Source organism: Vibrio sp. Isolate32 (assembly GCF_022397955.1).
Taxonomy (GTDB): Bacteria; Pseudomonadota; Gammaproteobacteria; order Enterobacterales; family Vibrionaceae; genus Vibrio.
This window is the reverse complement of record NZ_JAKEUQ010000024.1, coordinates 1-21,833: the sequence shown is the minus strand read 5'-3', so window position 1 is coordinate 21,833 and position 21,833 is coordinate 1. Positions and strand designations below refer to the sequence as shown.

Genomic DNA, 21,833 nt, shown 5'->3' with positions numbered 1-21,833 from the left:
TTTCTTTCCCTAATAGGGTAGTTTGTATGCTGTTGCTTGTTATTTTGCTAATAGTGATGAGTATGCAATACCCATTCTTAATGCTAGATGAATAAAAGCCCCTGACTACATTCATAATCAGGGGCTTTGAAATTTTTAGTTAATAATAGACTAATCGTCTTCTATTAGCTTGTAGATCACAAACAGTGCTATCTCAGAAATCAACCACAATACACATGTAATGGTTACGTATTTTTCGTCAAAGATGCTGATTCCGTGCAAGATCAAATCGTAACCAATGAAACTACCAATCACCACTGCCAAGATAATTTGTAGGATCTGAATAAAACGAGGCATTCTTCTCTCCTATGTTCTTATATCAAACGATGTGTTTATCACTATATCATTGATAATAAGACAAAAGTGCAGATAATGCTGCACTTTTGTCTTTAACTTTCTGTCAAAACTTGCAATTCAAACGCTGGGCTAAGCATCAATTGTGACTTTTTGACTTCGGTTGATTAAGCTTTTTCAGCTTCGGCAATTTTCACTTTCCACGTGTCAGGGCCGATCTGGTGTGCGTTTGCACCCGTTGAATCAACCGCAACTGTAACTGGCATGTCTTCAACTTCAAACTCGTAAATCGCTTCCATACCAAGATCTTCAAACGCAACAACACGTGCTTTCTTGATTGCTTTTGCTACTAGGTAAGCAGCGCCACCTACTGCCATCAAGTAAACCGCTTTATGCTCTTTGATTGATTCAACTGTAGCAGGACCACGTTCCGCTTTACCGATCATACCCATGATGCCTGTTTCATTTAGCATCATGTCAGTGAATTTATCCATACGTGTTGAGGTTGTTGGACCCGCAGGACCTACCGCTTCGTCACCAACTGCATCCACAGGGCCTACGTAGTAGATAAATTTACCTTTGAAATCGACGCCTTCAGGTAAACCTTCACCGCTTTCAAGCATACCTTGAATACGCTTATGCGCTGCATCACGGCCCGTTAAGATTTTGCCTGATAGAAGAACCGTTTCACCCGTCTTCCACTCTTGAACGTCTTCTTTGGTTACTTCATCAAGGTTCACGCGACGTGTATTTGCACCCGCCTCCCAAGTGATGTCTGGCCACTCTTCTAGTTTAGGTGGCGTTAGCTCTGCTGGGCCGCTGCCGTCTAGTGTGAAGTGAACGTGACGTGTTGCTGCACAGTTCGGGATTAGGCAAACTGGTTTAGACGCGGCGTGTGTTGGCGCAGTCTTGATCTTCACATCAACAACGGTAGTTAAACCACCAAGGCCTTGTGCACCAATACCCAGTTTGTTTACGCGGTTGAAGATGTCTAGACGAAGCTCTTCCTCTGCGTTCTCAGGACCTTTTTCGATAAGCTCTTGGATATCGATGTGTTCCATCAGAGACTCTTTCGCCAGTACCGCTGCTTTCTCAGCAGTACCGCCGATGCCTATACCTAGCATACCCGGTGGACACCAGCCTGCGCCCATGGTTGGTAGCGTCTTCTCTACCCACTCTGCAATATCGTCAGAAGGGTTTAGCATAACCATCTTAGTTTTGTTCTCAGAACCGCCGCCTTTCGCCGCGATTTGAATTTCAACCTTGTTGCCAGGAACCATATTAATGTGAACAACCGCAGGTGTGTTGTCTTTAGTATTAATACGCTTACCTGCAGGGTCCATTAGGACAGATGCACGCAGTGGGTTATCTGGGTTGTTGTAAGCTTGACGAACGCCTTCATCAACCATTTGTTGTACTGTTAGATCCGTTTCCCATTTCACATCCATACCGATGTTCACGAAACAAGTAACAATACCTGTATCCTGACAGATAGGACGGTGACCTTCCGCAGACATACGTGAGTTAATCAGAATCTGAGCGATGGCATCTTTAGCTGCTTGGCTCTCTTCTTTCTCGTACGCTTTTTCTAGGGCTTGGACAAAGTCTAAAGGGTGATAATAAGAAATGTACTGAAGTGCGTCAGCGACACTGCTGATCACATCTTGCTTACGAATAACCGTCATTGCATGCCTCTTTATTGTTCTAGTTCCATGTGGGTTCACTATTTAACGAATAACGCTAAATGAGATCAGTAGGTTTAGCTTTTTATAATGTTGAGCTGTATTTAGTTGCTTTAGCAATCGCTTGCATAGCTTTAAACTAAACCACTTGGATTACAATGTTCTAGGGCGTGTAGACCTTTCGTGGTTCAATTTTGTTCGAGATAAAAGCGTTTTAATCGCGGCGAGGGGGAAGTAGCCTAGTCACTCTAAGCAAATCTCCCTCAACAAAGAGTAAAACGCTTTTAGCCGAACCCTTCGGGCAGCGTTTGCTGGTCATTTCTACTACGTTATCGGCCTCTCATGTAGGCTAGCTACACGTCGACGCCTCTGCCTTGTATAAATACCCAGCAACTCGCTGCAAAAATCAGCTCGAAAGATCAACACGCCCTAATCAAGAACCCATTTTATTTTCAATTTATGATACTCTTGCTTCCTCTCACAAGCCATGCAGTGATCGAACTCTTTGTCACAAATTAAACAAATGAATAACAACGAATTTCGCGCTATCCAAATCAAGCCGCTTGAATATCAATCAACTTTAGCTAAACAGCTGTTTTCTCATATCGAAAACCTGCCGTGGGCAATGCTATTACGCTCTGCTTCAGAAAGCCACGTTGATAGTCGATACGACATTTTAGTTGCTCAACCCATCGCCACCTTCGAAACAATCGGTGCAAAAACCACCATTAATGTTAAAGAGACGTGCGAGGTTTCAGGCTCTGATCCTTTCGAGCTACTCGACCAATATCAGCAACAGTTATTGCCTGTGACTAAAAAACACGCTGAGTTGCCATTCATTGGCGGTGCTTTAGGCTATTTTAGTTATGATTTGGGGCGCAGAGTCGAGACACTTCCTTCACTCGCAAAGCGCGATATTGAAGCACCAGACATGGCGGTTGGCTTGTATGAATGGGCTGTGTTGGTTGACCATCAATTAAAAACAGCTTGTATTGTCGGCAACAATATAGATGAACATCATGATTGGCTGATTCAGAAAATGGCTCAGTCACACCTAACACATACTCCTTTTGGATTAACCACACCGTGGCAATCCAACATGACTGAACAGAGCTACGCCACCAAGTTCGATAGTGTTCAAGAGTACCTGTTATCAGGTGACTGCTATCAGATTAATTTAGCTCAGCGCTTCAATGCAAAATACCAAGGCAGCGAATGGTTGGCCTACGAAAAACTAGAGCAGTATAACTCTGCTCCGTTTTCTGGTTTCATCCGTCTGGCCAACAGTGCCATTCTTAGTGTCTCACCTGAACGCTTCTTAGAACTCAAAGACAACGTGATTGAAACCAAGCCAATCAAAGGCACACGCCCTCGTTCTGATGACCATCTGATTGATGATGCTAACGCGCAAGATTTAGCAAGCGCCGATAAAGATCAGGCGGAAAACTTGATGATTGTAGACCTACTTCGTAATGACATTGGCAGAGTAGCAAAACCGGGCACAGTTCATGTACCTAAGCTGTTCGATATTGAGACCTTCCCTGCCGTACACCACTTGGTAAGCACGATACGAGCAGACCTTGATTACCAATATTCCGCATTTGATCTACTGCGAGCTTGCTTCCCTGGGGGATCGATTACGGGCGCACCAAAAGTCCGCGCGATGCAAATCATTGAAGAATTAGAACCACATCGACGTTCAGCTTACTGCGGTAGTATTGGTTACATCAGCCGAAATGGCAGAATGGACACCAGTATTACCATTCGTACATTAGTCGCCGAAAACAACACACTTTATGCGTGGGCTGGCGGTGGCGTGGTATTTGATAGTGATTGTGCTGCTGAATACCAAGAAACACTGGATAAGCTAAGCCGAATCCTCCCCGTACTGGAAGAGTGCTAAGCTAACGTTATTGCAGGCAGTTTAGCTATCTAGCCCCAGGAAAAGATCAAAAAAGAAACCGAAGGATCGTTAGATCACTTCGGTTTGTAGTCTCTGAGTCAGAGTTCATTATTAACTACTCTTTATTAGCGCTGCTCAAGCGCCCATCTCTGAAGAAACACCCCACTTCTTGAGCATTTCTTTAAGGTCGTTGGCTGTATAAGGCTTACTAAGAATGTCGTCCATTCCACACTGAGTACAACGTTCGCGCTCTTCTAGCGTCGTTCCGGCGGTGAGTGCCACAATAGATTTAACGTACCCCTTCTCTCTAAGCTTCTCTGTCGCTTCAAAACCGTCCATAATTGGCATTCTGCAATCCATAAACACAATGTCATATTCATTGTCTGAAGCGAGCTCTAGCCCTTCAACTCCATTACTGGCGACCGCAGGCTCTATCTTATACTTCCGCAACATCTGTTGGATGATGATCTGGTTCATCTTAATATCATCAACCACCAACACTTTTAATAGAGATAACTCGACATCAGATCCAGTCTCTCTGGATACTCGATTGCTTTCATCAGAAACATCGATTACCTGCAAAGGAATTGCAATAGTAAAGGTCGTTCCGCTTCCGACAATACTGCTCACGCTGATATCACCATGCATCAATCCTACTAGCTTGCGACAAATAGCGAGACCTAACCCTGTGCCTTCATAATTTCGGCTGCTTGAATTATCCGCCTGAGTAAAAGGTTCAAACAGTGTCTCATGAGCAGATCGAGCGATCCCAACTCCAGTGTCCTCTACAGAAAAAATAAATCGGCCTTTCAACCATTTAATCTCAACACTCACATGTCCTTGTTCCGTGAACTTAATAGCGTTACCAATCAAGTTTACGAACAGTTGAGTAATACGCTCTAGATCACCATAGAAGTGGCTCGGTACACCTTTGTCTACATCGACATCAAACTTAAGCTGCTTTTCAAGTGCTCGATTGATAAAGATACTATTAATAATATTTATCAAATCGTGAAGTGCGAACTTCTTCGGTATTAGCTCCAACATTCCCGCATTGATTTTACTGTAATCAAGTAGGTCATTAATGATGGTTCTGAGAAACTCTCCAGATTGACTTAAGTTGTTCACTATTTCACGTTGAGAGCAGTTCAATTCAGTATCGCTGATCAATTCAGCACTGCCTAGTAAGCCATTAAGCGGGGTTCTTAACTCATGATTAATCATCGCCACAAAGTCGCGGGTTGCCCTTTCGGACTCTTCCGCTCGTTTACGCGATTCAACGTTGCGATTGATTGCAAGCTGATGAGTTATTGCGCTGCAGATAAGATCAGTAACTAACACCAGTTGGCTCTGGATAAACTCATAGTCTTGATCTGACAACCTGACCTTCATTATTAACGCACCGACTATCACACTTTCGACTTCTAAAGGCACGGTAAGTAGGCAGCCTTGCCAATGAGGCTCTTGAATATATTGACTTAACACTTCGACAGTTTCATCGCCATAGTCGTAGGCTTTTAACTGAGGCAGTAATTTGGGGCGTAAAATCAAACGACTGGCTTCAATCAGATAACTGTTGGTTACACAAGTCGTCAACTGTGACAACATGATATCGTCTAGATCATTCATAAGAAACGTACGACCGAAATCGATCAACAGGTTATCAATTTGTTCTTGGAATTCAATCCGACGTAAATTTGCGTCGGAGCGCTTTTCCAAATGACGCAGCGCAAGTTCAAGTTGTTGGTTAGTTTCAAACAGCTCAAGACTTTTTTGCTCCAAAAGAGCTTCAGCCGCTTTGCGAGCGGCTATTTGGCGCTTTAGTTTCTTCTCTAAGGCAGAGGCCGGATCCATATTACTTTACTACTTTGAGATTAAATCGAACCACACTTTGGTCATCATTCTGAGGCGTCAATTCCACCGCGATCGATTCTCCGTGGTATTCGGCACAGCCTTCAATTAGCCCTAAGCAGACATTTGACATGCATCTCGCGCTTTTATAATCGAAAACAAGCTGGGCTTCTGTCGTAGTGATAAAACTAAACTCAGGTGGCTCAGCATCTGGATAGAGCTTTTTCACTTCAACATGAATGTATCGCTCAACGTGCTGAATAAATTGAAATGTCGTGTTGCTATGTTTAAGACTCGCTTTATTAGGAATTGAAGCCAAAAGGTTTTTAAATACCGATTGGCCAAACACTCGTTGCAAGCTGGCAGCGTCGATGTCTGTTTTCTTACTTAGGTTAATGATGAGCTTCACCAGATCTTTATGGTCATAACTACCAACCGATGTGTAGATCCCCTCATCTTCCGACATTTCTAGCACTTCTTCCAAAAGCTCTAAACCGAACTTATCTTCAACAAGCTCTAAAAATTCGGTGAATATGATTCCTTTCATCTCATACCTTATCTTTTGTTTCTTTTTAGAATGGTCTACTAAGTCTTTGTTATCAAATTCTTAATCAAAAAAGTTGGGATTCGCAGCTTATTTTATGACATTAATAACGGATACTCATCTAGATGCTCACTTCAAATATAGCAAAAACCAACAATACTGGGCGCTCTAGCTAACCGATAGCCTCGATGGTGCTTACCTCTTAGGTTGGCATTATGAGAAAGGTTGTGCCTATACTTAAAGGCATAATAATCAATATATTGGAATGGTATGAACCGAGATAACTTCCTTCAACAGTTTCAACTTAACCCAGCAGTTGGCTACCACCCTGAGTCTGTAGAGCGTGTTTCTCACATCAGCGGAGAAGAGCTTCGTAAGGCGGCAGTCGTTGTCGGTTTAGTTGAAAGAGAGGACGGTTTACATGTCATTTTTACTAAAAGAGCAGCACATTTAAAACATCACCCGGGCCAAGTTAGCTTTCCAGGGGGTAAACATGAGCTCTCTGACCCATCTATGCAATTCACTGCACTTAGAGAGCTTCAAGAAGAGGTAGGAATTCGATCGGATCAAGTTAAAATTGTTGGGCAATTACCTGTCTTGAGTACTATTAGTAAATTTTCTGTTACGCCGATTGTCGCATTAGTTGACCCAGACTATAAACCCATCATTGATCAGAACGAAGTCGCTTCCATTTTTGAGGTTCCGGCTACCTATGTTTTGGACCAAGCTAAATTGTACAGCCACACTGTTAACTTCATGAAAATCAAACATCGTGTTTTCGCGATGCCCTTCGAAGAGCACCTAATATGGGGCGTCACAGCACAAATCATCCAATCACTGCAGCAGCACGTAGTGCAATAAATTGCATAGAAACTACATTTTGTTTAATCTCTGTTAACAAACAACAAGCTTTGTATGGAACAGATTTATTAATGCCATTTTACGCAATCGTTTACTTGATATAATTCTGTACAAGCACCCCTTTCAGATAAAAAAAACTAATGCCAGGCATGAACATAAATCACATGTAGTACGCCATTTTCGTGATCAAAAATCCGTTTTTCGCATATCATGTGACACGCCGTTTCATTACATGATTTAGATCTATTTTTTGCCGACGAAAATTCTGCAAAATTAGCCCCGACTTATTTCCTGTTCCCAAAAAATGAGTAATTTAACATGAACACAACAACTTCTTCGGCAAATGCCGTAAAAGACTCGAGCAAGTTTAACTATAAAGATTTTACCTGGTGTTTATCACTATTCGGTACAGCAGTTGGTGCTGGTGTACTATTCCTTCCGATTAAAGCTGGTGCAGGTGGTTTTTGGCCATTAGTTATCCTAGCTCTTATTGCTGCACCAATGACTTGGTTCGCACACAAATCTCTAGCACGTTTCGTACTGTCTGCAAAAAACCCTGAAGCTGACATTACAGATACAGTAGAAGAACACTTCGGTAAGACTGGCGCAAACCTTATTACTTTCGCTTACTTTTTCGCTATCTACCCAATCGTTCTAATTTACGGTGTTGGTATCACAAACACTGTTGATTCTTTCCTAGTAAACCAAATGGGTATGGAATCTATTCCACGTCCTCTTCTTTCTGGTGCACTTATCCTTACAATGACAGCAGGTGTTGTATTCGGTAAAGATCTAATGTTGAAAGCAACTTCAGCAATGGTTTACCCACTAGTATTCATCCTACTAGCACTGTCTTTCTACCTAGTTCCTGATTGGAACACTTCAATGATGGAAGTAACGCCTGAATGGTCAACAATGCCTTCTGTTATCTGGCTTGCAATTCCAATCATCGTGTTCTCTTTCAACCACAGCCCAATCATCTCTCAGTTCTCTAAAGAGCAACGTCGTGTGTACGGTGAAAACGCAGTTAAGAAAACTGATGCTATCACTGGCGGCGCAGCGATGATGCTAATGGGCTTTGTAATGTTCTTCGTATTCTCTGTTGTACTTTCTCTATCTCCAGAGCAACTAGCGAATGCACAAGCACAGAACATCTCTGTACTTTCTTACCTAGCTAACGTTCACGAGTCTCCACTTATCTCTTACATGGGTCCTCTTGTAGCGTTCGCAGCGATTACTTCTAGCTACTTCGGTCACTTCCTAGGTGCTCACGAAGGTCTTGTTGGTCTAATTAAGTCTCGCTCTGGTTCTTCAGTAAGCACTATCGAAAAAGTATCTCTAGCGTTCATCGTTGTGACTACTTGGATTGTTGCGGTAGTTAACCCAAGCATCCTAGGTATGATTGAAACAATGGGTGCTCCAATGATTGCAGCTATCCTGTTCCTAATGCCTGTATTCGCGATGAACAAAGTACCAGCAATGGCTAAGTACAAAACTTCAGCACCTGTACAAATCTTTACAGCTTTATGTGGTCTAGCGGCTATTAGTTCTGTAATCTACGGCGCTCTTTAATCTATAAGCAGCTTTTATAAGATGCCTTTCATCTTATATCGCGAGATTAGACACAAAATATAATGATAATAAATGAGCCTCCCGACTCCCCTTGGGAGGCTCTCTTTTTGAGGTAATCGCTATGATTAGTGTATTTGATATCTATAAAATCGGTGTTGGTCCATCGAGCTCGCACACAGTTGGACCAATGAAAGCGGGTAAAGAATTTATTGATGACCTACGTTCAATGGGAAAATTGCGCGACATCACTAAAATCACCGTGGACGTATATGGATCACTATCACTGACAGGGAAAGGTCACCACACAGATATCGCAATCATCATGGGTCTTGCTGGCAATACTCCTGAGCGTGTGGATATCGATTCTATTCCAGGCTTTATCGCTCGCGTAGAAGAAACTGAACGCCTTCCTGTTGGCATGCACTGTCACACAGTTTCGTTCCCTCGCGATGGTGGTATGAACTTCCATACTAGCAACCTTTCTCTGCACGAGAACGGCATGAGCATCCACGCGTGGATTGACGACAAAGTTGCATACTCAAAAACTTACTACTCAATCGGTGGGGGTTTCATCGTTGACGAAGAGAACTTCGGCAAAGAAGAAGAAAACCCAATCAAAGCACCTTACGAATTCACAACAGCAGAAGAGTTAGTTAATCAGTGTAAAGACAGCGGTCTTTCTATCAGCACTCTGGTTATGAAAAACCAAGCAGCTTTCCACTCTGACGAAGAGTCTCGTACTTACTTTGCAAACATTTGGAAAACAATGCGTGAGTGTATGGATCGCGGTATGAATACTGAAGGTATCCTGCCTGGTCCACTACGTGTACCTCGCCGTGCTGCTGCACTTCGCCAACAGTTAATGACTTCAGAAAAAACAACAAACGATCCAATGTCTGTTGTTGACTGGGTAAACATGTTCGCATTCGCAGTAAACGAAGAGAACGCAGCTGGCGGTCGTGTAGTTACTGCACCAACAAACGGCGCATGTGGCATCATCCCTGCTGTTTTAGCTTACTACGATAAGTTCATCCAAACTGTGACTGAGAAAGACTACATCCGTTACTTCGCGGCTTCTGGCGCTATCGGAGGTCTTTACAAGCGTAACGCTTCTATCTCTGGTGCAGAGGTTGGCTGTCAGGGTGAAGTTGGCGTGGCATGTTCTATGGCTGCGGCTGGTCTTGCTGAGCTTATGGGTGGTAGCCCTGAGCAAGTATGTATGGCTGCGGAAATTGCAATGGAGCACAACCTAGGACTAACATGTGACCCAGTTGCTGGCCAAGTACAAGTACCATGTATCGAGCGTAACGGTATTGCTGCTGTAAAAGCAATCAACTCAACTCGTATGGCACTTCGTCGTTCTTCTGCTCCTACTGTTTCTCTAGATAAAGTTATCGAAACAATGCTAGAAACAGGTAAAGACATGAACGCTAAATACCGTGAGACATCTCAAGGTGGTTTGGCTGTTAAGGTTGTTTGTTAATCGACTCTCGCTAACAAACAAACAAAAAAAAGGAACGCATACGCGTTCCTTTTTTATATCTCAATACCAGTAGCTAACAGTCACAGCAACTGAATCGATTGGTTAAATCACTTGAGAGATAATTAAGAAGCATCCAAACAACAACGAGAACAATAACATTGGTTTACCACCTTCCGCACTGTATCTGTCTTCTGCTAATTTCATAAAGCGTTGCTTGTGAACCATTACCAGAGGAACGAATACCGCCAAGAACACCAGGATGATGCCAGCATAGTTCAGCACTTGTAGAAACTTATCCGCAGCCAGCAGTGAACCCGCCAATGGCAGGATAAAGCTAATGCAGTAAGTCACCACCGTATTTTGGTTGAACATATCTCGGTTTTGGTTGAATAGCGACATAGCCACACCAAAGAACGAAGTCAGCAGAGCCAAACCTGTGAAGATAGATAGCACGGTACCAACCCATGGCGATTGAGCTTCAAATGCAGCCATCAAATCAGAGACATTGTGGAAGCTTCTAAACTGCTCTTCACTCAAGTTACCTACCACAGCAAACAACCAACATAGGTAGCACATTAGAGGAATAAGAGAGCCTACAATTACCATATTACGAAGCTGCTTATCAGTCGCTTCATGGTTATAAGAAACCAAAGTTGGAATCACGACCATAAAGCCAAAGCTGGTGAACAAGATTGCACTCGTTTTGATTAGGTCAACGTGATTGTGACTGGTTACCTGCATTAAGTTATCTTGAGTCATGCTTGGCGCTAAAAATGCCATCGTTGCAAACAAACTTGCCAACATCACGAAGAACAGCGCACGGTTGAGCTTATCAATCACGCCTGTGCCACTCGCCACAACAGCGCCTGCAATCAAGGTAAAAGTGATTTGACTCGTTGTTGAAGTAATATCGACATCGAAGTTCGACAACAGCTTACTCAACAAGTCACCTGCGCCTAAGATGTAAGCCATTAGCAAGCAAATCAGCAACGCGTAAAGCAGACCATTGGTGATTAGTTGCCCTTGTTTGCCTAGTGTCTTTCTAGCGATAGAGTTTAATCCTAAGCCACCACCCGCTTTGATGGTTGCTTCTAGAAGCAGTAATGCAGCGTAAGTAGTACCGAAGCAGATCAGAACCATTAGAATTGTGCCGTAAAGCAATCCGAATTGAGCTAATACCATTGGGATTGCAAGCATACCAGCACCGAGAGCGGTACCAGCGATAATTAGGGAGCTACCCATCATTTTAATATTCATTGTCTTAAACTTATTTATTTAGTTTTTAATAGGTGTAGTTCTCTGTCATCAACCAAGATGCAAATAAAATTCGAAAGAAGTTAAGCTTTAAAACGAATATCGATAGGAGCGATAAGCGGAGTTAAATCGCGAAAAGGCAGTAGAAAACGAGTAGTACAAGCGAGAGTATAGAGAGGTGTGATCAGATGAAGAAGCTGTGTTCTGATGTGGTGACCCTTCTGTGGGTTCGATGATCGGTGATGTAATCTTGAATTTCATGTATGTGTCCAATATCAATAAGTCACATTCCATATTATTTAAAGCAGCGTATCCGTTGCTGCCCTTCCTCTATCATTAGAGGTGACTTCATATTATCGAATGAACTCTGAAACACAACGCTATAACCACATTTTTTGCTATTAAATTGAACAAAACAAGCGTTTGGACATTAATTAACCACCAAACATCAAAAAACAATAATCATTATTAATAGAAGACTTGCTAACTAATACAACTAGACCATCCAAAATAGTACTTTTATGCGCGCTAGCTTCGACTCACTTGCTACGCGAAACTATCAAACCGGATCTTTACTCTTTAGATGTTCCAATCAGACCTCAGTTAGCACACAAACTCGCTACATCACAGAAACAAAACCATAACCGGAGTGTGGTCACACTATTCGATATACCCCATAGGTGGTAAAGACTCTTACCAGTACAGTAGTTGCGTCATCAGAATTAATAAAAACACCTATGCGCTCAACAATAACCTTCAAGATCCTAGTCGCTCTTACCATTGTATTTACCTTTTTACTGGCAATATCCACCTACTTTCAATATTCCCAACAAAAACAACTGGTTAATTCCGTTCTAAGTGAACAACTTCATGATAAGGCGAGCAACTATTTCGATAGCCTTAATATGATGATGCTGACCGGCACCATGGCACAGAAAGAAACGCTGCGTCAGAAAGCATTAGCGCAAGAAGGCATTGAAGACGTTCGAGTATTACGTGCCGAAGCAGTAAGTAAGTTGTATGGTCCAGGAAATGACAATCAAACACCCGTTGACGAAATTGATAAAAGAGCCTTGTCAGGCGAAACGGTTATCGAGCCATTTTTTGCTGAATGGGGTAAAGGGTTAGTGATCGCCCTGCCAATGAAATCGAGCGAAAACTATCGTGGTACCAATTGTGTAGCCTGTCATATGGCGTCAGAGGGCGAAGTATTGGGCGCAATACGACTGGAGTACAATCTGAGTCATGTTAATTCACTGATTAACACTCAGACCATGGCTGCGATAGGTATTATGGCGGTGATCTCTTTTGCCGGTTTTATGCTGACGATGGGACTGATTCGTAAAATCATTGTTCGTCCGCTTCAGCAAACCTCGCGCTTTATGACTCAAGTTAGCAGCGATAAAAACCTTTCAAACCGCTTGCCTGAACAGAGCCAAGATGAAATTGGCACTCTAGCCAAATCAATCAATTCATTCATGGGAACCGTCTCAAACAGTTTGGAACAAGTACAAGATACTTCTCATAAGCTGAACGAGTCCGCCAATCAACTGACGAGCGTTGCACAAATTACTGAACAAGCCGCCAGCGACCAGCAAAATGAAACGGCGGAAGTTCAAAATAATATTGAAGGAATACAAGCTCAACAAATTAATGTGGAGCAAGCAACGCTAACCGCATCTGACCTGATCAATCACACTTCAGATGTAGCCTGTAACAGTGCGAACCAAGCCCATGAAGCAAGCAGCGAGATAAAGAACCTTGTTAGTAGTATTGAAGAGGTCAAATACAAGATCACCACACTCAATGAGCAAACTGGCGAAGTGTCTTCAATATTGAGTGTAATTCGTGGCATTGCCGATCAAACCAACCTTTTGGCACTCAATGCGGCGATAGAAGCAGCAAGAGCGGGTGAACAAGGCCGAGGCTTTGCTGTCGTTGCTGACGAGGTTCGCCATCTCGCCTCTCGAACCTCAGAAGCTACTGGCAGTATTGAATCGATCATCCACCAATTCCAACAAGGCAGCGAAGAATCACTAACTTCCGCTGACCGTGTATGTGAACAAGCGCATCAGAGCTCAAGTGACATCGACGCACTCGCTGCTGAAATGAATGGTGTTGTCGAAGAGATGAAACAGGTGCTTGCTCATGCGCAGAATATTCAGCAACAGACACAATCCACGACCCATTCTACCAAAGATGTTCAGCAGAAAGTCGAGACCATCACTTCACATGCTAATGAAACATCACTATCAGCAGGTGAGACGCGTAATATCAGTAACGACTTAGAAGCGCTGTCTGATCACCTTGAATCACTGATTAATCAGTTTACTTTGTCAAGTACAAAGAAGAAGTCATAGATCGTCTACAACAAAAAAGCGCTCAACAATGAGCGCTTTATCTTCACAGTAATATCGTTTTCAGGCTTTCAAAGAACCTTAGGCAATGATTAGTGCGTAATGGAAATTGCGGTTAAGTCTGTATGCTTGTGATACATCGCATGTTTGAATATCAGATTCGCACTTGCGCAGTTCCCGCCTTGATCCGAAAAACCAAACCAATAAATAGTTAAATCGAACAAAAAGCACACCCTCAATCGTATTTGTGTTCAGTAGACACAATATTTCTTTCACCAAGTAAGAATAAAGGTTGAAGCTGTCGGTATGACAGGTAATATGTTCAATCGATTTAAAAAGTTTATACAACTTAATGTTTCGGTTAATTATTGTGCAAATATATATTTATTTGCAGTAAAGCCAGAGACTTTGAGTTGAATTTGTCCCTCAATGGAGAATGAAATCAACATGACTTACGCGCCTGTAACAGACGTACTTGGCGGCAAGCTAGCGGTAGACAGTGAAGTAACTGTTCGCGGCTGGATCCGTTCACGTCGTGATTCCAAAGCTGGAATCTCTTTCCTTGCCATTTATGACGGCTCTTGTTTCGACCCGATTCAGGCCGTGGTTCCTAATAATCTTAATAATTACGAAAACGAAGTATTAAAGCTAACAACTGGCTGCTCTGTTGAAGTAACGGGTAAGATTGTTGAGTCTCCTGCGAAAGGTCAAGACTTCGAACTAGCAGCAACTGACGTTAAAGTTGTTGGTTGGGTTGAAGATGCTGACACTTACCCAATGGCTAAGACACGTCACTCTATCGAATACCTTCGTGAAGTTGCTCACCTACGCCCACGTACAAACGTGATTGGCGCAGTCGCACGTGTACGTAACTGTCTATCTCAAGCGATTCATCGTTTCTACCACGAGCAAGGCTTCTTCTGGACTTCTGCTCCGCTTATCACTGCATCTGATGCAGAAGGCGCTGGTGAAATGTTCCGCGTTTCTACGCTAGACATGGAAAACCTACCACGCACTGAAAAAGGCGACGTAGACTTCAACGAAGATTTCTTCGGCAAAGAGACGTTCCTAACAGTATCTGGCCAACTTAATGCTGAAGCTTACGCTTGTGCACTAAGCAAGGTTTACACGTTCGGTCCTACGTTCCGTGCTGAAAACTCAAACACAAGCCGCCACCTTGCTGAATTCTGGATGGTTGAGCCTGAAGTTGCGTTTGCAGACCTTGAAGATGTAGCGAAACTGGCTGAAGACATGCTTAAGTACGTTTTCGCTGCTGTTCTTGAAGAGCGCCGCGACGACCTTGAGTTCTTCGCTTCTCGCATCGACAAGCAAGCAATTACTCGTCTAGAGCAATTCGTTGACGCTGACTTCGCACAAGTTGACTACACTGACGCAATCCAAATCCTACTAGACTCTGGTAAGAAATTTGAGTTTGACGTTGAGTGGGGCATCGACATGTCTTCTGAGCATGAGCGTTACCTAGCTGAAGAGCACTTTAAAGCGCCTGTTATCGTTAAGAACTACCCGAAAGACATCAAAGCTTTCTACATGCGCTTAAACGACGACGGCAAAACAGTTGCAGCAATGGACGTACTTGCACCAGGCATCGGTGAAATCATCGGTGGTGCACAACGTGAAGAGCGTCTAGACATTCTAGACGAGCGTATGATTGCTATGGGTATCGACCCTGAGCACATGAGCTGGTACCGCGACCTACGTAAATACGGCACAGTGCCACACGCTGGTTTCGGTCTTGGTTTCGAGCGTCTAGTATCTTACGTAACAGGTATGGGCAACGTTCGTGACGTGATTCCATTCCCACGTACACCGCGCTCTGCAAACTTCTAATTCGAACCTTAGTCGAGTTTAAAAGTTAAGAACAAATAAAAACCTCCGCAATTTGCGGAGGTTTTTTTATATTCGGAATAAAACAAGACACGGCTGCTTCTGCATACCACCATCAGAGACTCGTTATTCAAAGGCTAATCAACATCTTGGTCGATAGCGTATTTTATCGCGAGACCGCAGATTGCCATCATAACGAACGGGATCGCAGCGGTGGTGTATTCTGCCCACGCCATATCAGCGAATGCTTTTGCCAGCAGTACGTGGCCGAGAATAAGCAGAAGCGCACACACAATCGCGACGATAATCAGCTTAACTTCATTTCCCATAGTCATTTTCAACATAACGGTATCTCCAATATTTGGTCTACCGTTATTGAATCACAACTCTTTGGTCAATTAGGCGTACAGTTTCCCTACAATAAAACCGTACAGTTCGCATTATGTTGCTTTTTATGAGTGAGTTAGCGTTTATGTCTGCACTTAATGCGCCAACTGATGAGCGAGTTTGCCGAGCAACACGAGAGCATGTTCCCTCTCTTGAGTGAGTTCGTAGGAGAAGTTCAGACGAATTGCATTGTCAGCTCTCCCCTGCTCACTAAACAAATCACCCGGTGCGACACTAATCCCCTGTGCAATCGCAAGTTGATGAAGCTGCTGACTGTCGAAGCCAGAATTGAAGAGGATCCAGATGAAGTAACCACCAGCGGGCTCTTCAATTTCGATAGAGTGTGGAAAGTACTGCTTAATAATTTCAATAAACCGTGCTTTTCGCTCCAAAAGGCTCTTACGCAACTTACGTAGGTGATTATCGTAGCTTTCATGAGTTAAGAAGTGTGCAACACCAAGCTGAACTGGCGCGCTACTAGAGAGGGTGGAAAGCAGTTGTAGTTTCTGAATCGCATCATTGAAGCGAGCATTCACCACCCACCCCACTCGATAGCCTGGGCAGAGACTTTTCGAATAGGAACCACACAGTAAAACCGAATCCGTTTTATCAAAAGCCTTCAGAGGCTTAGGTTTGTGGCCTTCATGGTAAAGGTCACCATACACGTCATCTTCAATAATGTAGGTTTCGTGCTGTTCTGCAATCTCTACCACACGGCGCTTTGCCTGTTCCGACAAACTGGTTCCCGTCGGGTTTTGAAAAGTCGTCATCAGCCAACACGCTTTCACATCTTTATTCTGTAATGCGTTTTCAAACTGATCTATGTTCAATCCATTAATTGGGCAAACATCCACTTCGATAGGCTTAAGCCCCAGCCTCTCTACTGCTTGCAAAGCGCCATAAAACGCCGGCGATTCAATCACAACATGGTCGTCAGATTGAGTCACAGTTTGCAGGCTCAAGTTCAGAGCTTCCATCGCACCCGACGTAATCACAATATCTTGATGGTTAACGCTGATACCTTGTTGCAAGTAGCGTTGGGCGATCTGCCTTCTTAATGACTCGCTGCCTGGTGGCAAGTTATTAATCACGCTGGCACCCGTCATTTTTCGTCCGGCGCTGGCTAAGTTTCGAGTTAAGGTGGGTAAAGGAAAAAGATCTGGGTCAGGGAAGGCGGAACCAAAAGGAACAATACCTTCAGCAGAACTGGATTTTAGGAAGTCGAATAAGCGATCGTTAATCGCCTGCTTCTCGCGTGCTACTGGTGGCTCATAATCCACACCGTCGACCTTGGGAGCAACAAAGTATCCAGACTGAGGTTTGGCAATGATCCAACCTTCGCTTTCTAGCAACTGATAGGCTTGTAGCACAGTACTATTACTGACATTGTAGTTGCGACAGCTCATGCGCACAGAGGGGATCTTCTCTCCTGAACGCCATGTGTTGTTAGCGATCTGAGTTCGAATATCCTTTGCAAGCTCTTCATAACGCGCCATCTAATTGTACTACCTAGATAAATTCCTGTGGACGGGTGATCTTATCATTAACGTGATCAACTATTGCTTCTATCCATATGATTGCACCTAATTTCTATAATTGTGTGAATTGGTTCACAGATAACTTTGTAAGCTTTGCTAAGTTTGTATCCAAGGTAAGAGCTAAATTCGCTTTACGCCTCAATAATTTGATGTAACCCAAAAACATGCGAGATAACAATGAAAAAAATAGAAGCAGATCAGTTAAGTTATAAAGGAGAGTCAAACGGTGTTCATAGTTGGACAACACCGAGTGGCCAGCCATACTATTGGCACCCGGATTGGCTCCATATTGCTGAAGATGCGACAGGCTCACATCCAAAGCAGAAGCTAGATGTAGACCAAGATCAAGCACCTACTGAAAAGCACGCGGTATCTGCAATTCTTAAACACATCAACCAATGGGCAGCAGACAAACTAGCGTCACACCCGGAAATTGAAACTGGCTCTATTGAAGCTGAAATCAATCTTAAAAAGTAGTCAACTTTTTATAATCGTTAGGTCACGTTGCAGCTAGTCTTCTTAGTTCTCATCGCAACCTCATCGACGTAATGGCCTCGAGACTCAACCGAGGCTATTCAAACCTCTTCATAATAACGCTGTAATATTTCCCACCTAGCTAACAAATATCCAACACTAACCACTTTCTTGCATCAATCCGCGAAAGCTATCGATAGAATTACCGATCTCATTCGCGCCATCTATGTTAATCGTGCGTGTGTCTTTATCCGTCAATCAATCTAAGGTTCATGTAAGTCAACAAGAACAAAGGCTTATCGATGGATACTTCTAAATATAATAAATCACTAACGACCCAGTTATACGTATCGGAGGACAATAAAGATTATTCAGTTCCAATAAAGTTTGATCATTTACAATAAAGATTGATCGCTTTTGGGCGGGATCACACTTCACAGTTGGCACTTCGCAACACAGAAGTTCCCCTTTATGATTTAGAGTCGAAGCTCATACACTTCCTGTTAATGTGAATTTGCCCTACTAAATGTTATGCGATGGCGTAAATTTTTGCTTGACCTCAAGTTAAGTTGAGGTATTAGGCTACTTTGAGTTGATACTTTAGATCATTGATAAAAGGATATATTTGAATATGACAAGAATCGAGCACTTAAATATTACAGTTCCAGATATAGACGCTGCATTGGCATTTTTAGTTATTGTAGCTCCGGACTTTAATGTACGAAAAGATGTTAAATCTCCAGAAAGACATCGTTGGGTTCATGTGGGCAACAAACAAAGCTATTTTGCACTTCAAGAGCCTCATCTAGACTCACTTGTTCCCCAAAATTTTCAAACAACGTATAAAAACTATGGTCTAAACCATATTGGCTTGGTTGTGGATGATCTTGAAGCTACAGAGGAGCGGCTGATTGAACAAGGCTATAGTAGGGGTATTTTTGCTCCCGAAGAGACATATCGTAAAAGGGTATACTTTTTCGACAAAGCTGGCTTCGAGTGGGAACTAACAGAGTTTTTGTCTGACGTAGAAGATGAAATGTACTTGTATGAGTAAGTTGCGAAAATCGCATAAAAAGCATTTAAGGTTTCAAGATACTTCTAATCTCGTATAAACAATTTAGGGCTATTGATCTAAATCGTTATGTCCTAAAACTTCTCAGATTGAATTTTTACCCGTGGCATTTTCTAGATCGAGAATGCCCCAAAGTGAGCCAGAGAGGGATTGAACTCAGTTTCAAACCCTTAACCTCGCTCACAGATATATTTCAAAGGTAACGTATTCTGGTTAATCCATATGGTCTGTGAGAGTCCCAATATGCGCAAATTAAAAATCGATACCTATTCTTGTGATTCAGGTGAGTTGCAAGACAGTTTGTCTATTCCCCTTGGTTTGGCCAAAGTCGTAGCGAATATAATACCTCAGAATATATCGTCTAAATTCGACGAAAACGGTGAACAACTAGAAACCTTAGTAAATGCGTTAAAGGATGCTAAGACAGAAGGAACTCTATTGGAAGTGGAAGATAAAGCGGAGAACGTGCGTATTGTGATTTCAGTAGTCTAAATGAGTACGCATATAACAATGCTGTAAGCGCGTCATAAACCCCGCATTCTAATCACCTAGCACGAAGAATTAAGATCAAGTCTCCGACCATGAGGAGATTTGAAATGGCAAAACGACACACTAATCAAGAGTGGCAAACGCTCATCGAGCAGTCTGAATCGAGTTCATTGTCAACGCTTGCATGTTGTAAGCTTAATGAACTCAATCCCTCGACGTTTTATGCTAAGCGCCAGCAACTCAAAAAAGCAGATATCTCTCAAGGCTTTGTACGAGCAGAGGTCGTTGAAAAGACGATGAAGTATCAAGCTCAAATAGCCACGGCTAACATGACACTTCTCATCAATGATGTGGAGCTGAGCATTCCTCAAGGCACGCCAGCGGTCTATCTTGCTGCACTCATCGGTGCGTTATCATGAAACGCATGCTCAGTGCTCCAGAGATTTACCTCTATCGTGAGAGTGTCGATTTTAGAAAGTCCATCAATGGCCTCGCGGCGATTATCGAAAGTGACACCGACCNCGAGCAGAGGTCGTTGAAAAGACGATGAAGTATCAAGCTCAAATAGCCACGGCTAACATGACACTTCTCATCAATGATGTGGAGCTGAGCATTCCTCAAGGCACGCCAGCGGTCTATCTTGCTGCACTCATCGGTGCGTTATCATGAAACGCATGCTCAGTGCTCCAGAGATTTACCTCTATCGTGAGAGTGTCGATTTTAGAAAGTCCATCAATGGCCTCGCGGCGATTATCGAAAGTGACACCGACCTGCCTTTGGGAAGTGGCGCACTGTTCCTGTTAACCAAAAAACAGCGCGACAAAATCAAGGTGTTGTACTGGGATAAAACAGGCTTTGCGCTTTGGTACAAACGCCTCGAAAAAGCCAAGTATAAGTGGCCTACAAAAGAGAAAAATGAAGTGTTTACCCTGACTCAATTTGAGCTTGATAGACTGCTTTCAGGTTTCACGATTATCGGCCATAAACCCGTGCGAATAAACGATTTCATAATGACTTAATCGATAATAAAGCCTGTTATACCAAGCGTTAACGGCATACTTTTAGTATAATAAATGCCATGAAAAGACGCCAAATATCAACCCAGAAAGTCAAGATGTTGCCGAGCTACAAGCGATGGTAAGAACGCTGTTGGCGTCAGAAACCCAATTGAAACAAGAGCGCCAGTCGCTACTCGAACAGCTCAAGCTTGCCTTTGACCGTCAGTTCGCGAAACGCTCGGAGGCGCTAAAGCCTTACGATGAATCTCAAGGCGATCTCTTTAATGAAGTGGAATGTGAAGCCGCTAAGGAAGAAGAGGTTGAGGTCACGGTGACCACCACAACGAAGAAACGTGGTAAACGCAAGCCCCTTCCAAAGACCTTGCCTCGTGAAGTTATCGAACTCGATTTAGACGACCATGAAAAGCGGTGCGCTTGCTGCCAACATAGTCTGCATAAAATCGGTGAAGACCGCAGTGAAAAGCTAGAGTTTACACCCGCCGTACTCAAAGTATTGGAATATGTTCGTCCTAAATATGCTTGTCGTCAGTGCGAGCAAACGGAAGACAACAGCCGTATCGTTCAAAAGCCAGCGCCACAAAGCATCATCCCTAAAAGCTTTGCCTAGGATGATGTTGGCCAACATCATCCTAGGCAAATATCAATACGCGATGCCACTTTACCGCCAAGAGTCATTGTTTACCCAGTCGGGTATCGAACTGTCACGAACCACCATGGCGAGATGGATTATCCAAGTCAGTGAGAAGTTCGCCCCGCTGTATGCAGCCTTGAAAGAGCACCTGCTTCTACAAGTGGTGGTTCAGGCGGATGTAACGCTGCTCTATGTCCTCAAAGAAGATAAACAGTGTTATATGTGCCTCTACTGCTCGGGCGCAGACTCGCCCGACACTGCACAGCCGAATGTAAAGAATATCGCCTTTTACGACTATCAAAACAGTCGCGCGAGGGCATGCCCTGTTGCCTTCTTGGGGGATTACAGTGGTTATCTGCAAACCGATGGCTATGGTGCCTATGATGGTCTTCATCACTTAACCAATGTTGGTTGCTTGGCGCATGCACGGCGTAAGTTCATGGATGCTAAGAAGCTTCAAGGTAAAGGTAAGTCAGGCAAAGCAGATAAAGCGCTAGCCAAAATCCAGAAGCTCTATGGGATAGAGTCGCGCTTAAAA

At 43.4% G+C, this 21,833-nt stretch carries 18 protein-coding genes and 2 pseudogenes; 13 read left to right on the top strand and 7 right to left on the bottom strand.

The window, feature by feature from the left end:
• Window positions 1-150: 150 nt before the first annotated feature.
• The gene (locus L1D11_RS16910) at window positions 151-336 is read right to left on the bottom strand and encodes a hypothetical protein (protein WP_239832296.1); all 186 of its coding nucleotides are present in this window, start codon (window positions 334-336) and stop codon (window positions 151-153) included.
• Window positions 337-500: 164 nt separating this feature from the next.
• Entirely contained in the window at window positions 501-2,018 is a 1,518-nt protein-coding gene (locus tag L1D11_RS16905; protein ID WP_004741550.1) for a fumarate hydratase, read from the bottom strand.
• 520 nt (window positions 2,019-2,538) lie between these two features.
• On the opposite strand from L1D11_RS16905, the gene pabB reads away from it, so the two are divergent.
• Window positions 2,539-3,918 carry an aminodeoxychorismate synthase component I gene (gene pabB, locus L1D11_RS16900; protein WP_239832295.1) on the top strand — a complete coding sequence of 460 codons (1,380 nt, stop codon included), beginning with the start codon at window positions 2,539-2,541 and terminating at the stop codon, window positions 3,916-3,918.
• A 135-nt stretch (window positions 3,919-4,053) separates the two neighbouring features.
• Here the strand turns inward: pabB and L1D11_RS16895 are convergent, their stop codons facing one another.
• Both L1D11_RS16895 and L1D11_RS16890 read right to left on the bottom strand, forming a co-directional pair.
• Complete coding sequence (locus L1D11_RS16895; RefSeq protein WP_239862640.1) at window positions 4,054-5,772, bottom strand: ATP-binding protein; 1,719 nt, start codon at window positions 5,770-5,772, stop codon at window positions 4,054-4,056.
• A 1-nt stretch (window position 5,773) separates the two neighbouring features.
• Window positions 5,774-6,316: a heme NO-binding domain-containing protein gene (locus L1D11_RS16890; protein ID WP_239862639.1), complete on the bottom strand. Its 543-nt coding sequence runs from the start codon at window positions 6,314-6,316 to the stop codon at window positions 5,774-5,776.
• A gap of 267 nt (window positions 6,317-6,583) precedes the next feature.
• Between L1D11_RS16890 and L1D11_RS16885 the strand changes: the two genes are divergently transcribed.
• From L1D11_RS16885 to L1D11_RS16875, 3 genes are all read left to right on the top strand, one after another.
• Window positions 6,584-7,174, top strand: coding sequence for a CoA pyrophosphatase (locus L1D11_RS16885; RefSeq protein ID WP_239862636.1), 591 nt, complete (start codon window positions 6,584-6,586; stop codon window positions 7,172-7,174).
• A gap of 318 nt (window positions 7,175-7,492) precedes the next feature.
• Entirely contained in the window at window positions 7,493-8,746 is a 1,254-nt protein-coding gene (locus L1D11_RS16880) for an aromatic amino acid transport family protein (protein WP_239862634.1), read from the top strand.
• Between the two features lie 121 nt (window positions 8,747-8,867).
• The gene (locus L1D11_RS16875) at window positions 8,868-10,229 is read left to right on the top strand and encodes an L-serine ammonia-lyase (RefSeq protein ID WP_239832290.1); all 1,362 of its coding nucleotides are present in this window, start codon (window positions 8,868-8,870) and stop codon (window positions 10,227-10,229) included.
• Window positions 10,230-10,331: 102 nt separating this feature from the next.
• Here L1D11_RS16875 and L1D11_RS16870 read toward each other — a convergent pair whose 3' ends face one another.
• Window positions 10,332-11,474, bottom strand: coding sequence for an aromatic amino acid transport family protein (locus L1D11_RS16870; protein WP_239832319.1), 1,143 nt, complete (start codon window positions 11,472-11,474; stop codon window positions 10,332-10,334).
• Between the two features lie 746 nt (window positions 11,475-12,220).
• Here L1D11_RS16870 and L1D11_RS16865 point away from each other — a divergent pair.
• Both L1D11_RS16865 and asnS read left to right on the top strand, forming a co-directional pair.
• A complete protein-coding gene (locus tag L1D11_RS16865; RefSeq protein WP_239834332.1) occupies window positions 12,221-13,843 on the top strand; it encodes a methyl-accepting chemotaxis protein in 1,623 nt (540 codons plus the stop codon).
• A 444-nt stretch (window positions 13,844-14,287) separates the two neighbouring features.
• Entirely contained in the window at window positions 14,288-15,688 is a 1,401-nt protein-coding gene (gene asnS / locus L1D11_RS16860) for an asparagine--tRNA ligase (RefSeq protein ID WP_086713119.1), read from the top strand.
• Window positions 15,689-15,822: 134 nt separating this feature from the next.
• Here the strand turns inward: asnS and L1D11_RS16855 are convergent, their stop codons facing one another.
• Together L1D11_RS16855 and L1D11_RS16850 are read right to left on the bottom strand one after the other, a co-directional pair.
• Window positions 15,823-16,029, bottom strand: a complete 207-nt coding sequence (locus L1D11_RS16855) for a hypothetical protein (RefSeq protein WP_004734707.1) — start codon at window positions 16,027-16,029, stop codon at window positions 15,823-15,825.
• Window positions 16,030-16,167: 138 nt separating this feature from the next.
• Complete coding sequence (locus L1D11_RS16850; protein ID WP_239834333.1) at window positions 16,168-17,568, bottom strand: PLP-dependent aminotransferase family protein; 1,401 nt, start codon at window positions 17,566-17,568, stop codon at window positions 16,168-16,170.
• Between the two features lie 219 nt (window positions 17,569-17,787).
• Between L1D11_RS16850 and L1D11_RS16845 the strand changes: the two genes are divergently transcribed.
• The 7 genes and pseudogenes from L1D11_RS16845 to L1D11_RS16815 all read left to right on the top strand — a co-directional run.
• Window positions 17,788-18,087, top strand: a complete 300-nt coding sequence (locus L1D11_RS16845; protein ID WP_004741582.1) for a hypothetical protein — start codon at window positions 17,788-17,790, stop codon at window positions 18,085-18,087.
• A gap of 628 nt (window positions 18,088-18,715) precedes the next feature.
• A complete protein-coding gene (locus L1D11_RS16840; protein ID WP_239834334.1) occupies window positions 18,716-19,138 on the top strand; it encodes a VOC family protein in 423 nt (140 codons plus the stop codon).
• A gap of 261 nt (window positions 19,139-19,399) precedes the next feature.
• Complete coding sequence (locus L1D11_RS16835) at window positions 19,400-19,648, top strand: hypothetical protein (RefSeq protein WP_239834335.1); 249 nt, start codon at window positions 19,400-19,402, stop codon at window positions 19,646-19,648.
• Between the two features lie 104 nt (window positions 19,649-19,752).
• Window positions 19,753-20,064 (top strand): IS66 family insertion sequence element accessory protein TnpB, encoded by a 312-nt coding sequence (locus tag L1D11_RS16830; RefSeq protein ID WP_239834336.1) that lies wholly within the window; start codon window positions 19,753-19,755, stop codon window positions 20,062-20,064.
• 103 nt (window positions 20,065-20,167) lie between these two features.
• Window positions 20,168-20,314 (top strand): annotated as a pseudogene (locus L1D11_RS16825) (IS66 family insertion sequence element accessory protein TnpB); the annotation flags it as partial.
• On the top strand, window positions 20,311-20,664 hold the full coding sequence (tnpB, locus tag L1D11_RS16820; protein ID WP_239834681.1) for an IS66 family insertion sequence element accessory protein TnpB: 354 nt from the start codon (window positions 20,311-20,313) through the stop codon (window positions 20,662-20,664). The pseudogene L1D11_RS16825 and the gene tnpB, both read left to right, overlap by 4 nt.
• 115 nt (window positions 20,665-20,779) lie before the next feature.
• A pseudogene (locus tag L1D11_RS16815) lies at window positions 20,780-21,833 on the top strand (IS66 family transposase); the annotation flags it as partial.

What these genes read in the sequence shown, in the direction of transcription:
- L1D11_RS16890 (WP_239862639.1), bottom strand. Translation starts at nt 6,316, where the DNA reads ATGAAAGGAATCATATTCACCGAATTTTTAGAGCTTGTTGAAGATAAG.
- L1D11_RS16895 (WP_239862640.1), bottom strand. Translation starts at nt 5,772, where the DNA reads ATGGATCCGGCCTCTGCCTTAGAGAAGAAACTAAAGCGCCAAATAGCC.
- L1D11_RS16850 (WP_239834333.1), bottom strand. Translation starts at nt 17,568, where the DNA reads ATGGCGCGTTATGAAGAGCTTGCAAAGGATATTCGAACTCAGATCGCT.
- L1D11_RS16830 (WP_239834336.1), top strand. Translation starts at nt 19,753, where the DNA reads ATGGCAAAACGACACACTAATCAAGAGTGGCAAACGCTCATCGAGCAG.
- tnpB (WP_239834681.1), top strand. Translation starts at nt 20,311, where the DNA reads ATGAAACGCATGCTCAGTGCTCCAGAGATTTACCTCTATCGTGAGAGT.
- L1D11_RS16905 (WP_004741550.1), bottom strand. Translation starts at nt 2,018, where the DNA reads ATGACGGTTATTCGTAAGCAAGATGTGATCAGCAGTGTCGCTGACGCA.
- L1D11_RS16875 (WP_239832290.1), top strand. Translation starts at nt 8,868, where the DNA reads ATGATTAGTGTATTTGATATCTATAAAATCGGTGTTGGTCCATCGAGC.
- L1D11_RS16885 (WP_239862636.1), top strand. Translation starts at nt 6,584, where the DNA reads ATGAACCGAGATAACTTCCTTCAACAGTTTCAACTTAACCCAGCAGTT.
- L1D11_RS16910 (WP_239832296.1), bottom strand. Translation starts at nt 336, where the DNA reads ATGCCTCGTTTTATTCAGATCCTACAAATTATCTTGGCAGTGGTGATT.
- L1D11_RS16870 (WP_239832319.1), bottom strand. Translation starts at nt 11,474, where the DNA reads ATGATGGGTAGCTCCCTAATTATCGCTGGTACCGCTCTCGGTGCTGGT.
- L1D11_RS16835 (WP_239834335.1), top strand. Translation starts at nt 19,400, where the DNA reads ATGCGCAAATTAAAAATCGATACCTATTCTTGTGATTCAGGTGAGTTG.
- pabB (WP_239832295.1), top strand. Translation starts at nt 2,539, where the DNA reads ATGAATAACAACGAATTTCGCGCTATCCAAATCAAGCCGCTTGAATAT.
- L1D11_RS16880 (WP_239862634.1), top strand. Translation starts at nt 7,493, where the DNA reads ATGAACACAACAACTTCTTCGGCAAATGCCGTAAAAGACTCGAGCAAG.
- asnS (WP_086713119.1), top strand. Translation starts at nt 14,288, where the DNA reads ATGACTTACGCGCCTGTAACAGACGTACTTGGCGGCAAGCTAGCGGTA.
- L1D11_RS16865 (WP_239834332.1), top strand. Translation starts at nt 12,221, where the DNA reads ATGCGCTCAACAATAACCTTCAAGATCCTAGTCGCTCTTACCATTGTA.
- L1D11_RS16840 (WP_239834334.1), top strand. Translation starts at nt 18,716, where the DNA reads ATGACAAGAATCGAGCACTTAAATATTACAGTTCCAGATATAGACGCT.
- L1D11_RS16845 (WP_004741582.1), top strand. Translation starts at nt 17,788, where the DNA reads ATGAAAAAAATAGAAGCAGATCAGTTAAGTTATAAAGGAGAGTCAAAC.
- L1D11_RS16855 (WP_004734707.1), bottom strand. Translation starts at nt 16,029, where the DNA reads ATGTTGAAAATGACTATGGGAAATGAAGTTAAGCTGATTATCGTCGCG.